At 40.9% G+C, this 18460-nt stretch carries 9 protein-coding genes and 1 tRNA gene; all 10 read right to left on the bottom strand.

Annotation, left to right across the window (positions count from 1 at the left end):
• Positions 1-58: 58 nt before the first annotated feature.
• Entirely contained in the window at positions 59-3682 is a 3624-nt protein-coding gene (locus tag AAEY83_RS05900) for an NACHT domain-containing protein (RefSeq protein ID WP_025645601.1), read from the bottom strand.
• Positions 3683-7216, bottom strand: a complete 3534-nt coding sequence (locus AAEY83_RS05905; RefSeq protein ID WP_025645602.1) for an SIR2 family NAD-dependent protein deacylase — start codon at positions 7214-7216, stop codon at positions 3683-3685.
• A 331-nt stretch (positions 7217-7547) separates the two neighbouring features.
• Positions 7548-8819: a site-specific integrase gene (locus AAEY83_RS05910; RefSeq protein WP_025645603.1), complete on the bottom strand. Its 1272-nt coding sequence runs from the start codon at positions 8817-8819 to the stop codon at positions 7548-7550.
• A gap of 171 nt (positions 8820-8990) precedes the next feature.
• Positions 8991-9067, bottom strand: a tRNA-Ile gene (locus AAEY83_RS05915).
• Positions 9068-9148: 81 nt separating this feature from the next.
• Positions 9149-9940 (bottom strand): pteridine reductase, encoded by a 792-nt coding sequence (locus AAEY83_RS05920; protein WP_037059107.1) that lies wholly within the window; start codon positions 9938-9940, stop codon positions 9149-9151.
• Between the two features lie 3 nt (positions 9941-9943).
• Entirely contained in the window at positions 9944-11119 is a 1176-nt protein-coding gene (locus AAEY83_RS05925; RefSeq protein WP_037059109.1) for a tRNA nucleotidyltransferase/poly(A) polymerase-related protein, read from the bottom strand.
• Positions 11120-11291: 172 nt separating this feature from the next.
• The gene (locus AAEY83_RS05930; RefSeq protein ID WP_025645604.1) at positions 11292-13613 is read right to left on the bottom strand and encodes an NADP-dependent malic enzyme; all 2322 of its coding nucleotides are present in this window, start codon (positions 13611-13613) and stop codon (positions 11292-11294) included.
• 290 nt (positions 13614-13903) lie between these two features.
• Entirely contained in the window at positions 13904-15370 is a 1467-nt protein-coding gene (locus tag AAEY83_RS05935) for a protein adenylyltransferase SelO (protein WP_025645605.1), read from the bottom strand.
• Between the two features lie 120 nt (positions 15371-15490).
• A complete protein-coding gene (locus tag AAEY83_RS05940) occupies positions 15491-16888 on the bottom strand; it encodes an acyl-CoA desaturase (RefSeq protein ID WP_025645606.1) in 1398 nt (465 codons plus the stop codon).
• A 288-nt stretch (positions 16889-17176) separates the two neighbouring features.
• The gene (locus AAEY83_RS05945) at positions 17177-18028 is read right to left on the bottom strand and encodes a glycerophosphodiester phosphodiesterase (protein WP_037059112.1); all 852 of its coding nucleotides are present in this window, start codon (positions 18026-18028) and stop codon (positions 17177-17179) included.
• Positions 18029-18460: the final 432 nt, after the last annotated feature.

Below are 18460 nucleotides of genomic sequence, written 5' to 3' on the forward strand. Positions count from 1 at the left end.
CAAGGGTGGATGGAGAATAATCTCCCTAAACTGTTTTATGATATGGGCTGTATCGATTTTATAAAGACTTAACTATATGTTCTTCTAAGTTTTTGCTACTATTTAAAGAAGGGCTATGATGCGAAATAGCGACTATATTTTCATTTTCAGTAGGTTGGACTATATAAGTAGCTTCATCTGCATATTCGGCGTAAAATTTAGCTCGTTCTATTAATCTTTCAGTAACTACTGCATTATCCATCTGTTCTTCAAAATTGTATGGTAGGAAGTTTTCAAGTCCAATTAATCTTTTTTTGATCTCCTCACTAAATTTAGAAAAAACGAATGCACTTAGTAAATTCGACAAGCAAAATTTATAGCTTTTCCTGTCTGATGATGAACCACGTATGTCTTGAGTATATCGATAGTAATCTAAATCAAGCACTTTTTGATTTGTCACCAAAGGAAGTATGCTTTCGCTAATGCACTGTTGTTCAAGAGCGAGTACAGACACAACACTTAGGATGGCTAATGATTCATGATCTTTGGTTATTTTTTGAATTAACTCGTCTAGATTCGCATGCGCTTCTAACTGCTCAAAACACCATTTTTCTAGGGTCATAAATGCTGATGACAATGTATCATTTACCCAGTATGGGCGTGACCAAATATATTCTTGCTCATTGCCCCAGAAAGTTTGAGATCCCCAAGGAAAGTCTAATGTGATAGGAATTGGTGTGAGCTTTTCATCAGATAGCTCATGAAGCTGTCGCCAAGCCGTGTTAGCATGGTTTGATAGCTCTGTAATTAGTCTTAATCCAGAGTCGGGAGCATGTTTTAATAACGAGTGGAATGGTTCTTTAGTTGAAGAGGAAGGATAGAAATCAAGAAAGTCAGTATTAATAGAAAGGTCATTCCAATCACTATCACTAATTCTCTCAGTTGAAAACGAACTTAAAGATAATGATCTAAGTTGAAGAGACTTATTTTGTTTAGCAGTTCTGTCTTCTACTGGAATACTATTTAAATGTGCCCAGTATTCTTGAGATCGATTTTTCTCTTCACACTTTCTCGTATACCTGTCGAGCGGTAGCTCACATAACAATTTTTTCAAACATAGCTCTACTAGTAATTCGGGATGCTTCTGCGCGATAAACCCAGAAAGATGTATTATGTATTTAAAAATCTCATTAGGTATTTCATCTAGATCGAGTAGCCTATTCAAATAGGTTTGAATGAAAGTTGGATTAGAATTTGCTGACACTATAATCAAATTACGTAGCGCATCTTTAAATCCTGTTATGTCATTAACTAATTGCCAGTTATGAGTACTAGGATGATCTTTTATCCCTTCGATTTCAGATAGCCAATCTAAAGCTATTTGTAATATTTTGGATGAAAACTCAATAACAACCTGTGAAGGCTGTGTAGCGTTTTCAAAATTTATTGCCAGGTTTTGAAAAACTTTAAAGACATCGACAACTCTTGGATATATGTTTTCTGGCAATGAAGGAGTATCTTCTAATATAAAAATAATAACTTGAAACCATAGGGTTAAGTCAGTCGGCCACGCAAGAGAGGTAGCAACTTTTATATCTTTGGAAGTAGCAAGTATCAGCGGGTTTGGCTGTGTCTTTTCTGCTTGAAACCAAACCAATAACTTCTCATAGAGATCATAGTCGTTTTCAGCCAGTTTGCTTCTAAATTGATCACTGTATTGTGCTATATTTGGATGGCTGACGGCTCCCAACAACCACGCACGCATCCATTGAGAGCGAAGCTCATTAAATTTAGGGTTGTTTATATCATTAGACCATTCATCGCCTTCAAGTTTCTGCTGAGACAATAACTCAACGACTCTAGCAATAGCTGGAGGTTGACCGAACTCTTCAATTTTATTGAGCCATTCATTATCAGCTTCAAGTAAATTGTACAACAATGACCATTCAAAAAAGATGTCATGAGCGAAATCTACTGTAGTTTTTTTACTATCGACTCTAATCACACCGTCGCTGTTTAACTCATCTAATTCCGAGTTACTATTAAGCGATCTTCTTTTTACGGATTTACTAAGATTTTTAACCTTATGCTCAGCTAATTCTAGTAAAGCGTTCTGTCTATCTATGACTTTTTGACTCGTCGCACTATATCCGCCACGTTTCCACCATTCATGTATCAAATCTAGTTCAGAATCTGGGGATGTATCATCTGATAGACTTAGCGTAGATAGAATTTTTGCAAAAAATGGGGTTCTAGTGACATGCTTTACATTTTCAGAAGAACTAAAAAGTAAGCCTCTTAAATTCGGAAACTGTTTTGAGAGAATATTTGCTTCATTATCATCTAATTTATTGACAGTGACGTTGCCAATTGAAGCCTGCTTAAGAACAGACCCAAGCCATGTTCTTAGCGGCTCTAGCCCTGTCTCACGTAAGGTAACGACTATTTTCCACTCTATTAATAGTGAGTCATTTAAAATCAAACTTATTAACTCATCGATAATTGGTCTATTCTGACTGTCAACACGGTCAATACCATCAATAAACAAGATGGGTGTGCCTGCTGATTTAATTTCAACTAATAGATCTTTTAGATTATGAGTTGAAGGTATCCCAGAGCTTTGAGCGTATTGAGCCCAGTTTTTACCGACCAATTGATCGGATTTTAAAAACAACACAAACGAGCTCTCTAAATAGCTCTCAATTTCTTTACGTAGCAGAGCAGACTTACCAGTACCTGGCATACCTGTTATCTGAATAAAACGGGACGTTTTAAGCACTTCAGAAAATTTTAATTTTAATCCACTTCTATCTAAACTATATCCATCAATATCGCTTTGAATTTGATGTAAGTAAGTATTCGTAAGCTCTTTTATTTTTGAAATCTGCTCCTCAAAAGTTCTACCTTCTTTGAGTTTAACAACCTTACATAACTCATGGACTAAACGAACCCTATCAAACTGACCTGCCTTTCCTGCAGACTCTCTTCCTAACTCGTAAATATGGGACCAGACCAATACAGGTGATATATTACTATTATTCGGTAATTGCGATTGAAGGTATCGTGTTCCTACATGAGCGTCAACTTCACCGTCATGTAGAAAGTCAAACCTCACAATAATAAAGTGTTTTAGAAAATCATGTTTTTCAGCAGGTATCAACGGAGTAGCAGATAACTCATCCAATAGCTGGTATATGGCTTCTCTAACAACTTTAATATCCGCACTAGCGTTCCCATTAGGACTAAACCGTTGCTCAAAGTGTTCAATATCACCACTTTCAACAGCTATTTGGCAGAGAAACCCTAGATCACGAAATTTAGCAGAGGATATTTCACTAACTGCCACTCCGTACTTATCTACACCATTATTAAAACTAGCATCTTGATAACTAGTTAAACTATCACGTATTACATCTCTAAAATTCTTATTAGTGTCAGCAGAGCTAATCGTCAGGTCGCGTTTGACCTGCAAGCTAGTTGTTCCAATTCGATCTGATGCGTCTATCCACTTTATTATGACGTCATCTAAAGGATAGCCGAAGTCTCTTTGCTGGCTAGCTACATTTACTACCGTACCATTACAGCCAGGTGCACTCGCTTCAGCTAACAATGCAGTTAAATAAAAGGCCATGACATGACCTTCATAGATAAAGCCATCACCACCGGCAAGCTCTGGAGACTGTGAAGTATTTTTATTTTCCATTTATGCAAATCTTACTTCTGGTAGAGGGTCTGTTTTGGCTTCATCGATGATCCTTTTTAATTCACTATCTGGATAGTTTTTTAGTAGATTTCGAGCAAGTTTAATACTTTCAGTTCTAACTGAAGTAATGTTAATCGCTAAATGGCTGGCTGGATTTACATTTTCGTAGGCACTACCATCAAAAATTATTGGAATGACTTCAATTAGTGTTGAAATATTTTCATTACTTAAATATGCCAGAGAGTAGAGCTCATTAGCTATATATATCAATGAGGTAAGTCCACTAGTGCGATTCAAATTTATTGAATAAATTAACTTTGAAATTAATGGCTTCAATGCATCGTTAAAGTCTAATTTACACCAGTTCAATAAAGCAGTTGCTGATGATACAACTCTTCTTGTATCTTCTTTATAGAAACCTTCACGAATATCTTTTGTAAGAATATCAATAGCTACATCACAACTCTTAGTAAAATAGATAAACGATGATAGCACCTCAAAACCTTCTGTTTCTTTATAAAAACTAATCAATTTATTCAAATTATTTTCATTTAATTTCGATTTGCTTAAATAAGGTGTTATAGCATGGTTCAAAGTATATGCAATTTCCTTGGCCAAACGTTCTTCCGTATTATCTATAAAAAATTCAGGAATATCAGTGTCTTTTGCAGTGGGCCGCCATGCAATTAAAGTATTGAATATCTTGTTAGACTGTTTCTTCGTAGGCAGTTCTCTATATTTTTCATTCAAAACAAGATTTTTAATCGCTATAAGCGTATGGATATTAATTAGATCATTACTTTTAAAAAGATGTTTTCTGACAACTAAAGCCAACGCTTTACTATCATTGCCAGATAGTCCTAACAAAGCATGGTCTAAAATACCTAGTTTAGGAATGAAATTGTAGTTGGCTGGATTTCCCCATATTTTCCATTTTATAGATTCTAACTCGTTAGCATTCAAATAGTTGTTTTCAATTAAAGGAAATAGCTTTATTAAAGCATGAACGCTGTCCTCATTATTCGGAGAAATATGGTTTATGATTTCATCTAAACGTGAACTGATTTTAAGACTATCATTTCTTACGGGAGGTGATTTTACAACAGGGTTTGGCCATCTCTGACCAAAATCATTATCAATACTCACTTCGGTAGCTACAGGAAATAAGAGAGCATCTTCAAATATCTCCAACTTTCGATTATCTGGTATAGCTAGTAAACTGTATTCTATGAGATGGCTATAAGGTTTAGACAACCAAAAGTTTTTAATTTTATCTATGATTGCAATACTACAACTCCACTTAAATACTTCTATAGCCATATCCGGCTCCGCCCGTATAACGAACCTAGCTAAAGCCTCCATAAAAACTTGTAATCTACTAAAATAATAGTATGCAGACTCATTATTAGTTTGAATGATTTTTTCTAGCCAATAAATACAACCTTTAAACGTCTGATCTAATAAATATCTTGAATCCTCTCCTGTTAGCTTTGCAATATTAATTCGTGATAAGGTTGTTTTGAGTATGTCTGTGGAGTCTGAGCTTGATGCTCGTATAGCATACAAAAAACGGTTTTTATCTTCCAAACTGTCTAGCTTAGCTAAATTCGCTATCATATCACCAATGATATTGACGTTTCTCCATTTGATAGGGATTCCAACAGTATTTGTTAGTCCTTCAACGAGTAGAATAGAAGGCAATCCGTTATTAAATACTATTGACTTAGTATGATCTGTATATACTCCAGGTTGAAAAGCAGGCTCTACACTATTGTTTTTTATTTGTTCGCCCAAGTCTTTTGATAACTCTTTTCTAATATTTTCAAGATAGCTCCAAGGGTTTGATTTCATAAAATCAAAATCATTAGGCTTTACTTCTAAATCATTACGGTTAAAGAAACTAGCTCCTTGAAGAAGAAAACTAACCCAAGCTAAACGTGATAAGACATAAACTGACGTTGGATCATTTCGAGATTGTAATTTGAGTTCTTTGTATGCATTTTTTAAAAGTTTTTCACCTTCGTCAAATTTACCTAACTCGGCTAGAAGCGATGCTTTTTTCATACCCCATGATGGGTCTATGACTTCAATCTCTTCAACTAATTTTTCTAAATCAGAGTAATCAAAGCTTTCTCTAGCTAAGATAGCTTTATGATAGTGTATTTCATTTTTCACTTCTAAAGAGTTTAGTTTAACTGTGTTTAAAATCTGAGCTACTCTTGAGTTAATCTTTTTATAATCGTTATCATCAAACCAGCGTGTACTCCTAAAAAGCCATAATGCTATTTCAATCTGTTGTTTGCTGGTTAGTCCACTAGGTTGAGAAGGATCACAAATTTCTAGAAGCTCTTCAGCTAGATGTATGGCATCCACACTGAAGGTAATGATGTTACGCCATACGATTTCGTAAAGCATCTTTGAACGCAAATCAGGTTCCATTTCAGACAAGTTTTTAGAGTTTGGAAAAGGATCATTAATCTGATTCTGTAAGCTCGACCTTATACTAGAAGGGCATACCAACCATGCTGGATAAGACTCTCTATCTTTAGTAAGTTGATCTAGCTGATTCTCTAGTAACGTTGCTGCATAGCTATGATCCTTATGGACTCTACTTATTTCGTTTTCTGGAATAGTTTTACGAGTAATCGAAGTTGGTCGCCAATCCCAGCTATCTTTAGGCTTGAGTATCTGAAGAGTGTCGAGAAACATCTTGGTTGCTTTACGATGTTTTTCATCATGGTTGTCCAAGTGTCTAACTAGAGTTGATAAATCAATAGGTGCCACATTGATTGACTCTAAGTATTTGCGCTTAGCTGGACTCAGATCTAAGGCGCCCACTAAGTAAATTCGACGAGCATGACTAGCTAGATGATCTCTGACCCAACCAACCCATTGTAAAAAATTAGGATCATCACCTGAAAATCCTAGTAAGCAAAACTCATTTTCGATAAATACTTGACGAGCTAGGTTTACAAATGCTGCATGAGTCTTTGGGTATTGTCGATAGTCTTCTTGAGTAAATATCAGATTATGAGAAATTTGTACTGTGCCATGTAATTTTACGATTCTAGGAGAGCGAGAAGAGGATAGATCTTCAGGTTTATTGACAATACTGTAGATGGGTTTATAAATATCAGATGCTGCCCGCTCTAACAGCGTATCCCAATTAGTTGTAAGCACTTCTGTCCAAGGCAGCTTTAACAATGAGCCGTATAAATCGCCTGGTATCCATGCAGGGTCATTAACAGTTTGCTCTATTACATCCTTCAATGCTTGTTCGCCGAAGTAAGAACTATATTCCTCAGCGATTCGTAGAGGATCGCCCCATGGATCGGATCCTAAATCTTTTGATAGTACCTTTAGAAGGTCATTCCACAAAGGTAACTTACTATTTATATCACCACTACTAGCAGCGCTTCTACTAAAACCAGAGCCCACCATAATAGCAGCGCCTTGATATGACGTTTCATTTCGCCAAAGAGCTTCGGCGAGCTTTTTTAGTAATGGATAGTCGGGTAAGCTTTTAATACTCATAATGGCTACTCGTAAATAGTTAAATATTTATCATTATATTTAGTCAAACACAGCGTACCCGAAACTGAACGTAAAGCACGATCAAACAATGACTGCTCTCACTGCTATGAAAGTCCAATTTATCATACTAAGAAGTATACTGCTTATAAAATAGAGTAGTAGTAAAACCCATCACAGAGAAGCGCTAATTGCGTTGATTAAACTCTTGCAAACGACAGTAATAGAGCTATTATAAATGAGTACAGGTAATGGGACTGGTCGCCATCACGGCTTGTTTTTACTAAATCAGCTGATGATATTTTTATAGTGATCTTCTTAAGACCTTATTAAATTAGTAATACTTAATGATGATTTCATCTTGCGTCATGCCAGCATGCTTACAATAAAAAGCTTCTATTGAGTTTAAAGCGTCTCTTAATTGGCGCTGTGATACTTGAATATACTGTAGAGTGACATCATCGCTCGATTTAGCTTCACGATGATTTAGCAAGCGTTTAAGGACTGGATAGCTGATGCTTGAGTTATTAGCTACCGTTCCAAAAGTGCGGCGCAAATCATGTGGCGTAATATATAAGTTTGTTTGATTGCTTATGGCCTTATAACTACGGCTTAAATCTTTTATATGATCATTGCTGTCTTTCAAGTGACTTGGAAATACCCATTGCTTGCCTGAACTCAACCTCCACCTTTCCTTAAGTATAGCCTGTAGAATATCACTAGTAGGCATATGATAGTTAGAGCCATTTTTTGTAGCTTTGAATACTATCCTGCCGGCTTTAAGGTCGACGTCAGACCACTTTAAGGGCTGCGCTTCATTTAAACGCACACCAGTGAACATAAAAAGTAGCATAATATCTCGTGCATTATTGCTATGGGGCGCTTGCATGTGTGAGCTTCTATCAACATAATTCAAAAGTGTTTTGAGGTACATACCTAAATATTCTTCTTCAACATGTTTGGTACGCGGCTTAACTATATTCCAATCTTTCTTGGCGTTAAGTATGCGTACTGGTTGTTCTTTAATTAAAAAGTCTTCGTTATCATCTAAAAAGCTATCACGGCAATAATTCCAAACTGACCTTAGAGCTCTCATAGTTGCGTTAGCCTGAGATTTACTATGCTTGCTGAGCTCTTTATGCTTATCACTTATCATTGACTTAGATATATCGTTTAAAGATGTATCTAGCCAGTCTTTCAGATTCTGTAGTATTTGACGGTCATAATCAGTAATAGTATTTTTAGCCAAGTTAGTCTTTGCTGATTTAAAGTAGGTATATGCATCTCTCAATGTTGGTACATTATCAGTCTTATCTTTAGTGTCTTCAAAGATCTCATGAAGCCCGTCATAAACATGCATACCTTTTTTTATATTTGCCATCATTATACTGGCTTTTTCACGTGCTTCGGTTAGCGTGATTAAGTGCGTTTCTTCTACTTCATCTCGATATAGCTTTCCATTTATACGCTTATGTAATGTATAGCGTTTAGACTGCTTACCTACACGTAGTGCAAATCCAGTCAATACATCATCCATATAGATATCGGTACCTTTAGCGGTATAGTCTATTGAATCAATAAATTTTTTGGTAAGTTTAACCTTCATATATCACCTATGCAGCAGCAAATAACCATAGTGTCAGTAATTATCATACTTCAATTACTATAAGGATCAAAGTATCAAGATAGTATCAAAAAAACAATTACATCAATGCTTTTACATAAATTTTAGACAATAAAAAACCCTTGCAAGCCAATGCTTGTAAGGGTTTGAATGTGGTGGGCCCAGTAGGACTTGAACCTACGACCAAAGGATTATGAGTCCTCTGCTCTAACCAACTGAGCTATGGGCCCTAACGTTAGACGCACAATGATACCTGATTTCTCTAATTTTTCAAGTAAAAGATAAGCACAATTATAACTATTTACTAAATTTTAATACTTACCACCTGCTAGGGTCAGACCACGTCCACCATCAACATCGATAATCTGTCCGGTGACATAGCTGGCTTGTATTAAATATAGTACGCTGTGAGCAATGTCTTCAGGTTTACCGATTCGCTGTAGAGGTATGGAGTCAACGATACTATGCTGCAGCGTAGGCTCAAGCGCTTGATCGCTATCAGTCTCAGGTAAGACATTAACCCCAGGTGCTACACCGTTGACACGTACGCTTGGTGCTAGATCAAGCGCTAGCGACTGTACCATCATCCGCTGGGCCGCCTTTGCCATATTATAAACAGTGTAATCTTTAAAGGGCTTGTTGTGCGCATGAATATCGAGCAGGCTAATGATACAGCCTTGCTGAGCCTGCAAGTAGGGTAGTAGCGCTTGGCTGAGTATCAAAGGCGCTTTAGCATTAGTTAAAAACAGCTCATCCCATTGCTCATTATCGATACTAGTTATAGAGGTTATAGGAGTTGGGTAAAAGCGAGAGGCGTTGTGCACGAGTACATCAAGCTGACCAAACGCACCGATGCTAGCTTTGACAAAAGCGTCTAAGCGGTCTTTAGCATTAATCACGGATAAGTCTGCGATTAATACTTTGGCGCTATGCGGACGTATCTGATTGAGCTCGTCGCTGAGTTGTTGTGCCTCAGACTGGCTATTATGGCAATGGATAATAACACGGTAGTTCTGACGATGGGCAGCTTTAACAATAGCTGCACCAATACGCTTAGCGCTGCCAGTGACGAGTATAACGGGGGCAGTGTCAAGATCTGTCATAAGCTAGGTTTGCTCATCTTGAGCTTGCAGGTGCTGGATACGGGCGCCGCGCAGAGCCGCCCCAATAGCTGGGCCTTTTAGGTCGCCTGCAATATCAGGCATACCAATAGCATGATAACTACTCAGCGCTAGCATCATTTGCCGGTGATGAATGGCCAACTGTAGCACTTGACTAGTGACTAATAATTGCGAGATCTTCTCAGGGGCTTTGTGCGCGCTACAAGCTTGAATAAGATCAATCTTTTGTGCGGCGTTCAGCTCATCTATGTTATTTAGCTGCTGCGCCTGCTCGACAAAAAGACTAGCAAACTGAGTATGCGCTTTGGGTACTTTGGCGCTTTGACCTAGGCTAGAGATGCTCTTAGAAGCTGTGGTTGCATCGTTTTTTAAATGAAACAAAGCGTCATCGAGACTCGCCATAAGCAAGGCCCAACGCTGTGAGAGGTTCAACTGCATTTGACCGGCGAAATACAAAGCGGTTTGTACGGTTTCTTTAACAGTGGTGTTTTGCCATGCTTGGCCCAGCGGTGCAAAATAGTCATCAAGCGCACCAATGTCAAATAGCGTCTGCCAGTAAATATGAGGAGAGACCTGCATAGTAGCGCGGCTAGATTCTTGCCAAACGCGCTCACAACTCAAATGCGCAAGCTCACCAGAAGTAGCCAACTTGCGCATCAATTGCAAAGTGTCACTACTGATACTAAACCCTAAGGCATGATAACGACCATAAAAACGCGCCACTCGCAGCACTCGTAGCGGGTCTTCACCAAAAGCGTCTGAGACATGGCGCAAGGTTTTTTGTTCAATGTCATATAGGCCGCCATAATAATCGATAACTTCGCCTGTGATAGGGGTGTCATCGGTTAAGCTGGTCACCTCGATTGCCATCGCATTGATGGTCAAATCGCGGCGCTGCAAGTCTTGTTGTAGCGTCACGTCAGGGCTGGCATGAACACTAAATCCTTGATAGCCGTGTCCTTGTTTGCGCTCAGTGCGGGCAAGCGCATACTCTTCGTGCGAGGTTGGGTGCAAAAATACTGGGAAGTCTGCGCCTACTTGCTGAAACCCTGCAGCTAGCATCTGCTCGACGCTACTGCCTACCACTACAAAGTCTTTGTCAGTCACAGGGCGACCAAGCAGCCCATCGCGAACCGCACCGCCTACCAAGTACACTTGCATGCTCACCTCTAAAACCTAAATTTTAACCAAAAAAAACCAGCCAACGCGCGACGTTAGCTGGTTTTATTATAGCATAGCACTTATTACTAAATGGTAAGTGCTCCTAGTTATCAAAACGGCTAGTTATCAAAACGGCCAGTTATCAAAACGGCCAGTTATCAAAACCGCTAGATTACTTCTGCTCTTCTTCTAAGTCCAGCGCTTCGGTGACGGCAAGCGCAGTCATGTTGACAATACGGCGAGCGGTCGCTGATGGCGTTAGGATATGCACAGGCTTACTAGCACCCAATAAGATAGGACCGATGGAAGCGCTATTGGTTGCTGTCTTTAGCAAGTTAAAGGCGATATTTGCTGCATCAAGCGTTGGTAGGATGAGCAGATTAGCCGCGCCTCTAAATTCGGTAGAAGGGAAGTCTTCTATACGGATATGCTCATCAAGCGCAGCATCCCCTTGCATCTCACCATCGAAGTCAAAGCTGACATTCATTTCGGTCAATAACTGATAGACTTTGCGCATTTTTACCGCGCTTTCGCGGTTTGAGGTGCCAAAGTTTGAGTGCGATACCAAAGCGACTCTTGGGGTGATACCGAAGCGCTCAAGCTGTTCTGCGGCCAGTACCGTCATCTCGGCCAATTGTTCAGCAGTCGGGTCTTCATGGATATAAGTATCGGCAATAAAAATATTACGATCTTGCATAAGTACCGCGTTCATCGCATAAAAATCACTAACGCCTTGTTTTTTACCGATGACGTTTTGTACATATTCTAAATGCAGCTGATAATAGCTAAACGTACCGCAGATCATGCCTTCGGCATCGCCATTTTCGACCAATAAAGAGCCGATAAGCGAGGTCTTACGGCGAACATCACGGCGAGCCAGCTCTATACTGACACCTTTACGTTTGTTCTTCTCATAGTAGCCTTGCCAGTAGTCTTTATAGCGTGGATCATCATCTTGATTGACGATAGTTATGTTGACGCCGTCTTGTAGACGCAGGCCAAGCTTTTCAATATTGGCTTCGATCACAGCTGGACGACCAACAAGAATAGGCTGAGCCAATTGCTCATCGACCACAACTTGTACAGCTAATAACACGTTATTATCTTCGCCTTCACAGTAAACGATACGCTTAGGATCAGATTTGGCGCGCGCAAAGATAGGCTTCATCACAAACGCTGAGTTATAGACAAACTCAGACAACTGTTGGCGATAGGCTTTCATATCTAAAATAGGCAGGCTAGCGACGCCTGAGTCCATTGCCGCTTGCGCCACAGCAGAAGCAATCTCAATGATTAAGTTTGGCTCGAGTGGTCCTGGGATCAAGTAATCGCGGCCAAAACGGCGCATCTTATCCGTATTTTTGACATTACCGACAGGGGTAGCCTCAACGTGAGCCATAGCTGCAATAGCCCGAACACAAGCGATCTTCATCTCTTCGTTAACGGCGGTCGCGCCAACATCTAAGGCGCCGCGGAAGATATAAGGGAAGCACAGGGCATTATTGACTTGGTTAGGGTAGTCTGAACGACCGGTCGCCATAATAACGTCTGGACGTACGGAGTGCGCAAGCTCTGGCATAATCTCAGGCGTTGGGTTAGCAAGTGCAAAGACGATAGGGTCTTTTGCCATACGTTTGACCATATCAGGAGTCAAAATGCCAGGCATCGATAAGCCTAAGAACATATCGGCATCATCCATAACCTCTTCGATAGTCGTCGCATCTGTATCGCGGGCATAGCGCTGCTTGGACTCATCAAGATTATCACGGCTAGTAGATATAATACCGCGTGAATCAGAGACAAAAATATTGTCTTTGTTAACGCCTAGGGCACAGATAATATCTAGGCAAGAGATAGCGGCAGCACCCGCTCCTGAACAAACAATCTTAATCTCTTCGATTTTTTTATCGATCAATATTAGAGCGTTGAGTAAAGCGGCGGCCACGATAATAGAAGTACCATGCTGATCATCATGAAAGACGGGAATGTTCATACGCTCGCGCAGTTCACGCTCGATTTTGAAGCACTCTGGTGCTTTGATATCTTCAAGATTGATACCACCGAAAGTCGGCTCAAGAGATGCTACTGCTTCGATGAACTTGTCAGGATCGTTTTGCGCGATTTCGATATCAAAAACATCGATACCGGCAAATTTTTTGAATAGGACGCCTTTACCTTCCATCACAGGCTTTGAAGCTAGAGGGCCGATATCGCCTAGGCCAAGTACTGCGGTACCGTTAGTGATGACACCCACTAGATTGTTACGAGCCGTATATTTAGCCGCCAGTTTTGGATCTTTTTCGATCTCAAGACAAGGTACGGCAACCCCTGGTGAATAAGCAAGCGCTAAGTCGCGTTGGTTGGCGAGCTGCTTGATAGGAGTGACTGAGATTTTACCTGGACGAGGATGCGAGTGGTAATGAAGAGCCGCTTGTTCAAACTGTTCGATTTCTGAAGCTGGGCTGTCCGTATTCAAGGAGGTATCGTCATTCATAATAATGGCCATAGTTAGGATAAAATGGTTATAGGAGATCCAGAGGGGTCATAAAAAAGGGTACTTCGAGCTGACTCATAAAAAAGGCTAATATCAGCGCCTTAAGACTGTGACAGGCTGTTATCCATAAAATAATGACTAGGATAAAGCCAAATTTTTAAAAGCACACAGGGGTTAGCTAGGCAGATAAACACCTTGCGCTAAAAAAATAACTATTCTAGCATCAATGTCAATTCACTGCCTAGTCAACCGGCGCTAAATGTACAAATTAAAATAACATGACAAGTCATCTATGAAGAGCAGCTAATCGGCAATTGCGGCGCGTCAGGTGCAGGAGGAGTCGTATCAAGATCAGTGGCGATATCTTGTACTTCATAAGGCCGGCTTAACAAGTCATAAACTCTAGCCACTTCATCGAATTGACCTTGCTGGCCAGCCGTAATAGCGCGCTGTGCCATCTCGTTACGCAGCACGTAGACTGGATTGTTGTTTTTCAAACTCTCGATTACCTCATCGGTCGCTAAGGTAGCAAGTCGGTTTAGATAGCGCTGCCGCCAGTCTTGCCAAACTGCTAGCGCCTCTGGCGGTAGTTCATGGCTTATAGTCGCTAATAGTTGCTTTTCATGAGGGTGTGTATCAGGAGCAACCAAGCCTAATAAAGCGCGAAAGCTATTGGTATAATCGAGCAGGTTATCCTCTAATAAGCTTAACCACTCAAACGCTAGCACTAAACTGTCTTGCTCGTGCGGCAGTCCGAGCTTGCGGCACAGACCTTGTTGGTAATGCTGCATAAAGGTTGTCTCATAAGGTGCTAAGCAGTCTGCTAGAGTCTCACGAGTCACGCCCTCAAGACGCATAAAATGCGTTAGCCAAACGTTTAGGTTCCAATATCCAATAGCGGGCTGGTTCTGATAAGCGTAACGCCCTGTGTGATCGGAGTGGTTATTAATCCAAGCCGGATTAAAGCGCTCCATAAAGCCAAAAGGCCCAAAGTCTAAGGTACTGCCAGTAATTGATAGATTGTCGGTATTCATTACCCCATGGGCAAAGCCAATCAGCTGCCAATCGGCAATCATACGCGCGGTACGCTCGACAACAGTACTTAAAAATGCCAGTACCGGCTGCTCAGCATCGCGGCACTCCGGATAGTAAGTATCGATCATATAATCAGTAAACTCACCGAGTAAGTCCGGTGCAAAGCTCGCTATCCATTCGACATGACCAAGGCGTACATGACTATCTGCTACTCGCATTAAAGCGGCGCCGGCTTCCATGGTTTCGCGGCGTACAGGCGTATCTGAGACCACAAACCCTAACGCATTGGAGGCAGGGATACCCAATTGCGCAAAAGCATGACCACATAAGTACTCACGGATAGTACTACGCAGCACCGCCCGGCCATCTCCCATTCGTGAATAAGGCGTGAGACCGATTCCTTTGAGGTGCAAGTCTTGGAGGGTGTCATTATTATCTAGCACCTGTGCCATAAGCAACCCGCGCCCATCGCCCAGTTGTCCCGCCCATTGCCCAAACTGATGACCGGCGTAAGCCATCGCCAGCGGCTCAAAACCCTCAGGCACATACTCTCCGCCGACGATTTCGACCCAGCGCTCCATTAACTCTTGATCAGTTGACCAGCCTAATTGCTCAGCGACTTGTGAGTTGAAGTGGCCGCCGCGCGGGTTGTTAAGAGCGCTTGGTGGCTGCTTATGATATAGACGCGGATCTAATTGGGCATAGCTATTTTGGTAGCGCATAACGGCTTCCTATTTTTTATCGATAAATTGAGCAAAAAAATCCCCCTAACTATAACAGTTAGAGGGTAGGAGAAAAGTAGTAATTTTTAAATATTAGCTTTAACACTAACTTAGTACAAACTAAGCGGCTTTATTGTTAAAGCCAATGGAGCGAAATGCGGTTTTGAGATTATTATTATGCTCAAAGATTTTTTGCTCAACTTTAATATATTCGTGCTTAAGCTTATCATCCACTTCGTGTAAGCGATCGGCAAAGTCTGTCTTTTTCATCTCAACCGCTTTGGCTTTTAGCGCTTTCCACTCTTCAACGGTTTGCTTAAACGCATCGTATTCAAGCTTAATACGGTCTTGGAAATTTTGCATTGCTTGCGGAATATCAAGACCTTCAGAAGTTGCTTTGTCGATTTGTTGCTGCGCACGCTTAAACTGCATTTGTACTTCAGCATGCTTAATCGTCGTATCATCAACGGTGCGCAGATCTGAGGTTAAACCAAGCTTAGATAAACCGGCAATCAGCCACTTCGTTGGATCGTACTGCCACCATTTAACGCCATTACGATAATCGTATTGGAAGAAGTGGTGGTAGTTATGATAGCCTTCACCCCATGTAAATATCGCCAAAAAGAAGTTGTCACGGGCACTGTTGGTATCGGTATAAGGACGCGTCCCAAACATATGACATAAAGAGTTGATAAAGAAAGTAAAATGATGTGTCAGCACTAGACGTAGCAGGCCTGCTAACACCAGCGTACCCCAAACGTCACCGATCAACCAACCTACGGCTGCGACCATAGCTACGTTAGTCGCGAGCACCCAAAGACCATAGTATTTATGCTGAATTTGTAGCACTTTATCTTTAGTCAAATCAGGGATGTTTTTGTAATCAAAACGGCCGCTAGGGTAGTTACGTAGCATCCAACCAATGTGACTAAAGAAAAACCCACGCTGCGCTGAATACGGGTCTTCCATACGATCATCGACGTGACGATGATGGGTGCGGTGACCTGACACCCAATCAAAGGCTGAACCTTGTACCGCTAGGGTTGAGCCAAGCAATAAAAAGTTTTTGACAATAGGATGGGCTTTATACGCACGGTGCGACAGCAGACGGTGATAGCCTGCGGTAATACTAAGGCCAGTCCAGACCATAAAGGCGCCAAACACACCCCAGACTGGCGCACTGACTTCATGAGTCAATAAATACCAAGGGGTAATAACTGCCGCTGCAATAGGCGTTGCTATCAAAAAGATAGCAGGTACTAAATTAATGGGCGACTTTTGGAATTCAAGCTCAAGAGGGTCAACACCTTCATAGTTGGCTGCAGAGTTTGCATTCTTGTAGCCGCTTGTAGCCGCAAATTGAGTTTCTGCTGCTGTATTGGTGTTGCTCTTGTTATTGTCAAACCATGTCTTAACACGTAGCGCTTGAGTGCCAGCGTTTTGTATAAGCGTATCACCAGACTTCATAGCGAGACGTAAGCCTTTAAGTGGTAAACCTATTACTTTTTTAGCAATCATGTAATATCCCTAACGGTATTAATTTCAGCGTCCATATTACCCTAAAAACACAGTAAAGTGAACAGATATGCACTAGAAAAATATTGCTAAATAACAATAACTTGTATGAGTTATGGTATATCTATAGAGAAAACCACGTTAGCTATCAGGTGTTCAGCGAAAGTGTAAAACTGTGCGGAGATATGTTACACAAGGTATCGCGCTTAGAAAGCAGATATCGCATGCTGTTATTTAGGCAAACGCTATAACTTATAACAAAATATCAATCGGGAACTCTCAACGCTAGGGTCATAATAATTGCGAAGGAATATCGGTGATAATGACATCGACTTGCCATTCTATCAGCTGTTTTATCGTACTGATGTCGTTGACCGTCCAAGCGCTCACCGGCAACTGATAACGATGACAATTAGCGATGGTTTGCTTGTTTAGCAGCGGATAATGAATACCCAGTTGAGTACAGCCTAATCGCAGCGCGGTATTGGGCGCTGATGAGATAAGACTCGGCTCAAGCACTAATAGGCCGCGAGATATCGATGAGAGCTGCGGATGCTGCTGCAATTGGGCGAGTAGGGTTTTATCAAAGCTCGTTAATACCAACGGCAGGCTTGATAACGGGCTATTGACTAAGTAGCGCAGTAACGCTTGCACAAGCTTGGTATGATCAGTGCGATTGTGAGTCTTAATCTCAAGCTCGATATGAGTAAACTGACTCAAAGTATGAGCCTGACTGCTTAATTCTGTGATCTCATAAGCCTTATCACTGCTGATGGTATTAACACCTAACAGACTATTGAGCGCTTGACGTTGAGGTTTGAATGCAGGGGCAAACATCGAGAGCGGTAGAGACTGCGCTAGCATATCGAGCGTAATGATATGATGGCCCGATTGGGTGTGACGTTGAATCTCGCGCAGGCTTAATTGGTCAATTCTTGCTTGCAGGCCGCATAGACGCTGTAAGGTGTCATCATGAAAAACAATTAAATGACCATCAGCGGTGAGCTGCACATCGAGCTCAACACCTGCTAAGCCCCTTGCTTGCAAGCGCTTAGCGTGTTGAAAACCGAATAAAGTGTTCTCTAGGGCTTCCACGCGGGCACCGCGATGCCCAAGGAGCTGCGTTTTTTTAAAATTTATCATAATAAGGTAAGAGTCTTTTGCATGATCAAAGCAGGTTATTATACCTATCTGAGCTACCTTTTATGATAGACTGCTTGCTTTGACGGTCAATAAATAATCACAGTGCCTTTAAGCGTTCTGTGTTGTGTTTTTGCAACTAACGCTAGTTTTATATCGATTAAGGGCTTTTATTTGTATATCTGGAAATCGTCATGCTGAACATCTTAGCCAAACCCCGTATAATGATTTCATTTTCAATGAAGTGCCATTCTTTAAAGTCGCTATTCTTTCAAGTTGCCATTTTAAAATTATCTATGGTACAAGACTGTAGATAACAGATAGAGCTTATCCTTAGATTGGGTAAAAGACTATCTGTAAAAGGGTGATGATTTATAAAGCGTAAGTAACGATAAAGAGCTTAAAGGCAGTTATAAAAAGGTCAGTATCTCAGGA

Origin of the sequence: Psychrobacter sp. TB20-MNA-CIBAN-0197 (genome assembly GCF_040309765.1) — a bacterium.
GTDB lineage: Bacteria > Pseudomonadota > Gammaproteobacteria > Pseudomonadales > Moraxellaceae > Psychrobacter > Psychrobacter submarinus.

Bases quoted from the DNA above. Each gene is read 5' to 3' on its own strand.
- AAEY83_RS05900 (WP_025645601.1), bottom strand. From the start codon at position 3,682: ATGGAAAATAAAAATACTTCACAGTCTCCAGAGCTTGCCGGTGGTGAT.
- AAEY83_RS05905 (WP_025645602.1), bottom strand. From the start codon at position 7,216: ATGAGTATTAAAAGCTTACCCGACTATCCATTACTAAAAAAGCTCGCC.
- AAEY83_RS05910 (WP_025645603.1), bottom strand. From the start codon at position 8,819: ATGAAGGTTAAACTTACCAAAAAATTTATTGATTCAATAGACTATACC.
- AAEY83_RS05920 (WP_037059107.1), bottom strand. From the start codon at position 9,940: ATGACAGATCTTGACACTGCCCCCGTTATACTCGTCACTGGCAGCGCT.
- AAEY83_RS05925 (WP_037059109.1), bottom strand. From the start codon at position 11,119: ATGCAAGTGTACTTGGTAGGCGGTGCGGTTCGCGATGGGCTGCTTGGT.
- AAEY83_RS05930 (WP_025645604.1), bottom strand. From the start codon at position 13,613: ATGAATGACGATACCTCCTTGAATACGGACAGCCCAGCTTCAGAAATC.
- AAEY83_RS05935 (WP_025645605.1), bottom strand. From the start codon at position 15,370: ATGCGCTACCAAAATAGCTATGCCCAATTAGATCCGCGTCTATATCAT.
- AAEY83_RS05940 (WP_025645606.1), bottom strand. From the start codon at position 16,888: ATGATTGCTAAAAAAGTAATAGGTTTACCACTTAAAGGCTTACGTCTC.
- AAEY83_RS05945 (WP_037059112.1), bottom strand. From the start codon at position 18,028: ATGATAAATTTTAAAAAAACGCAGCTCCTTGGGCATCGCGGTGCCCGC.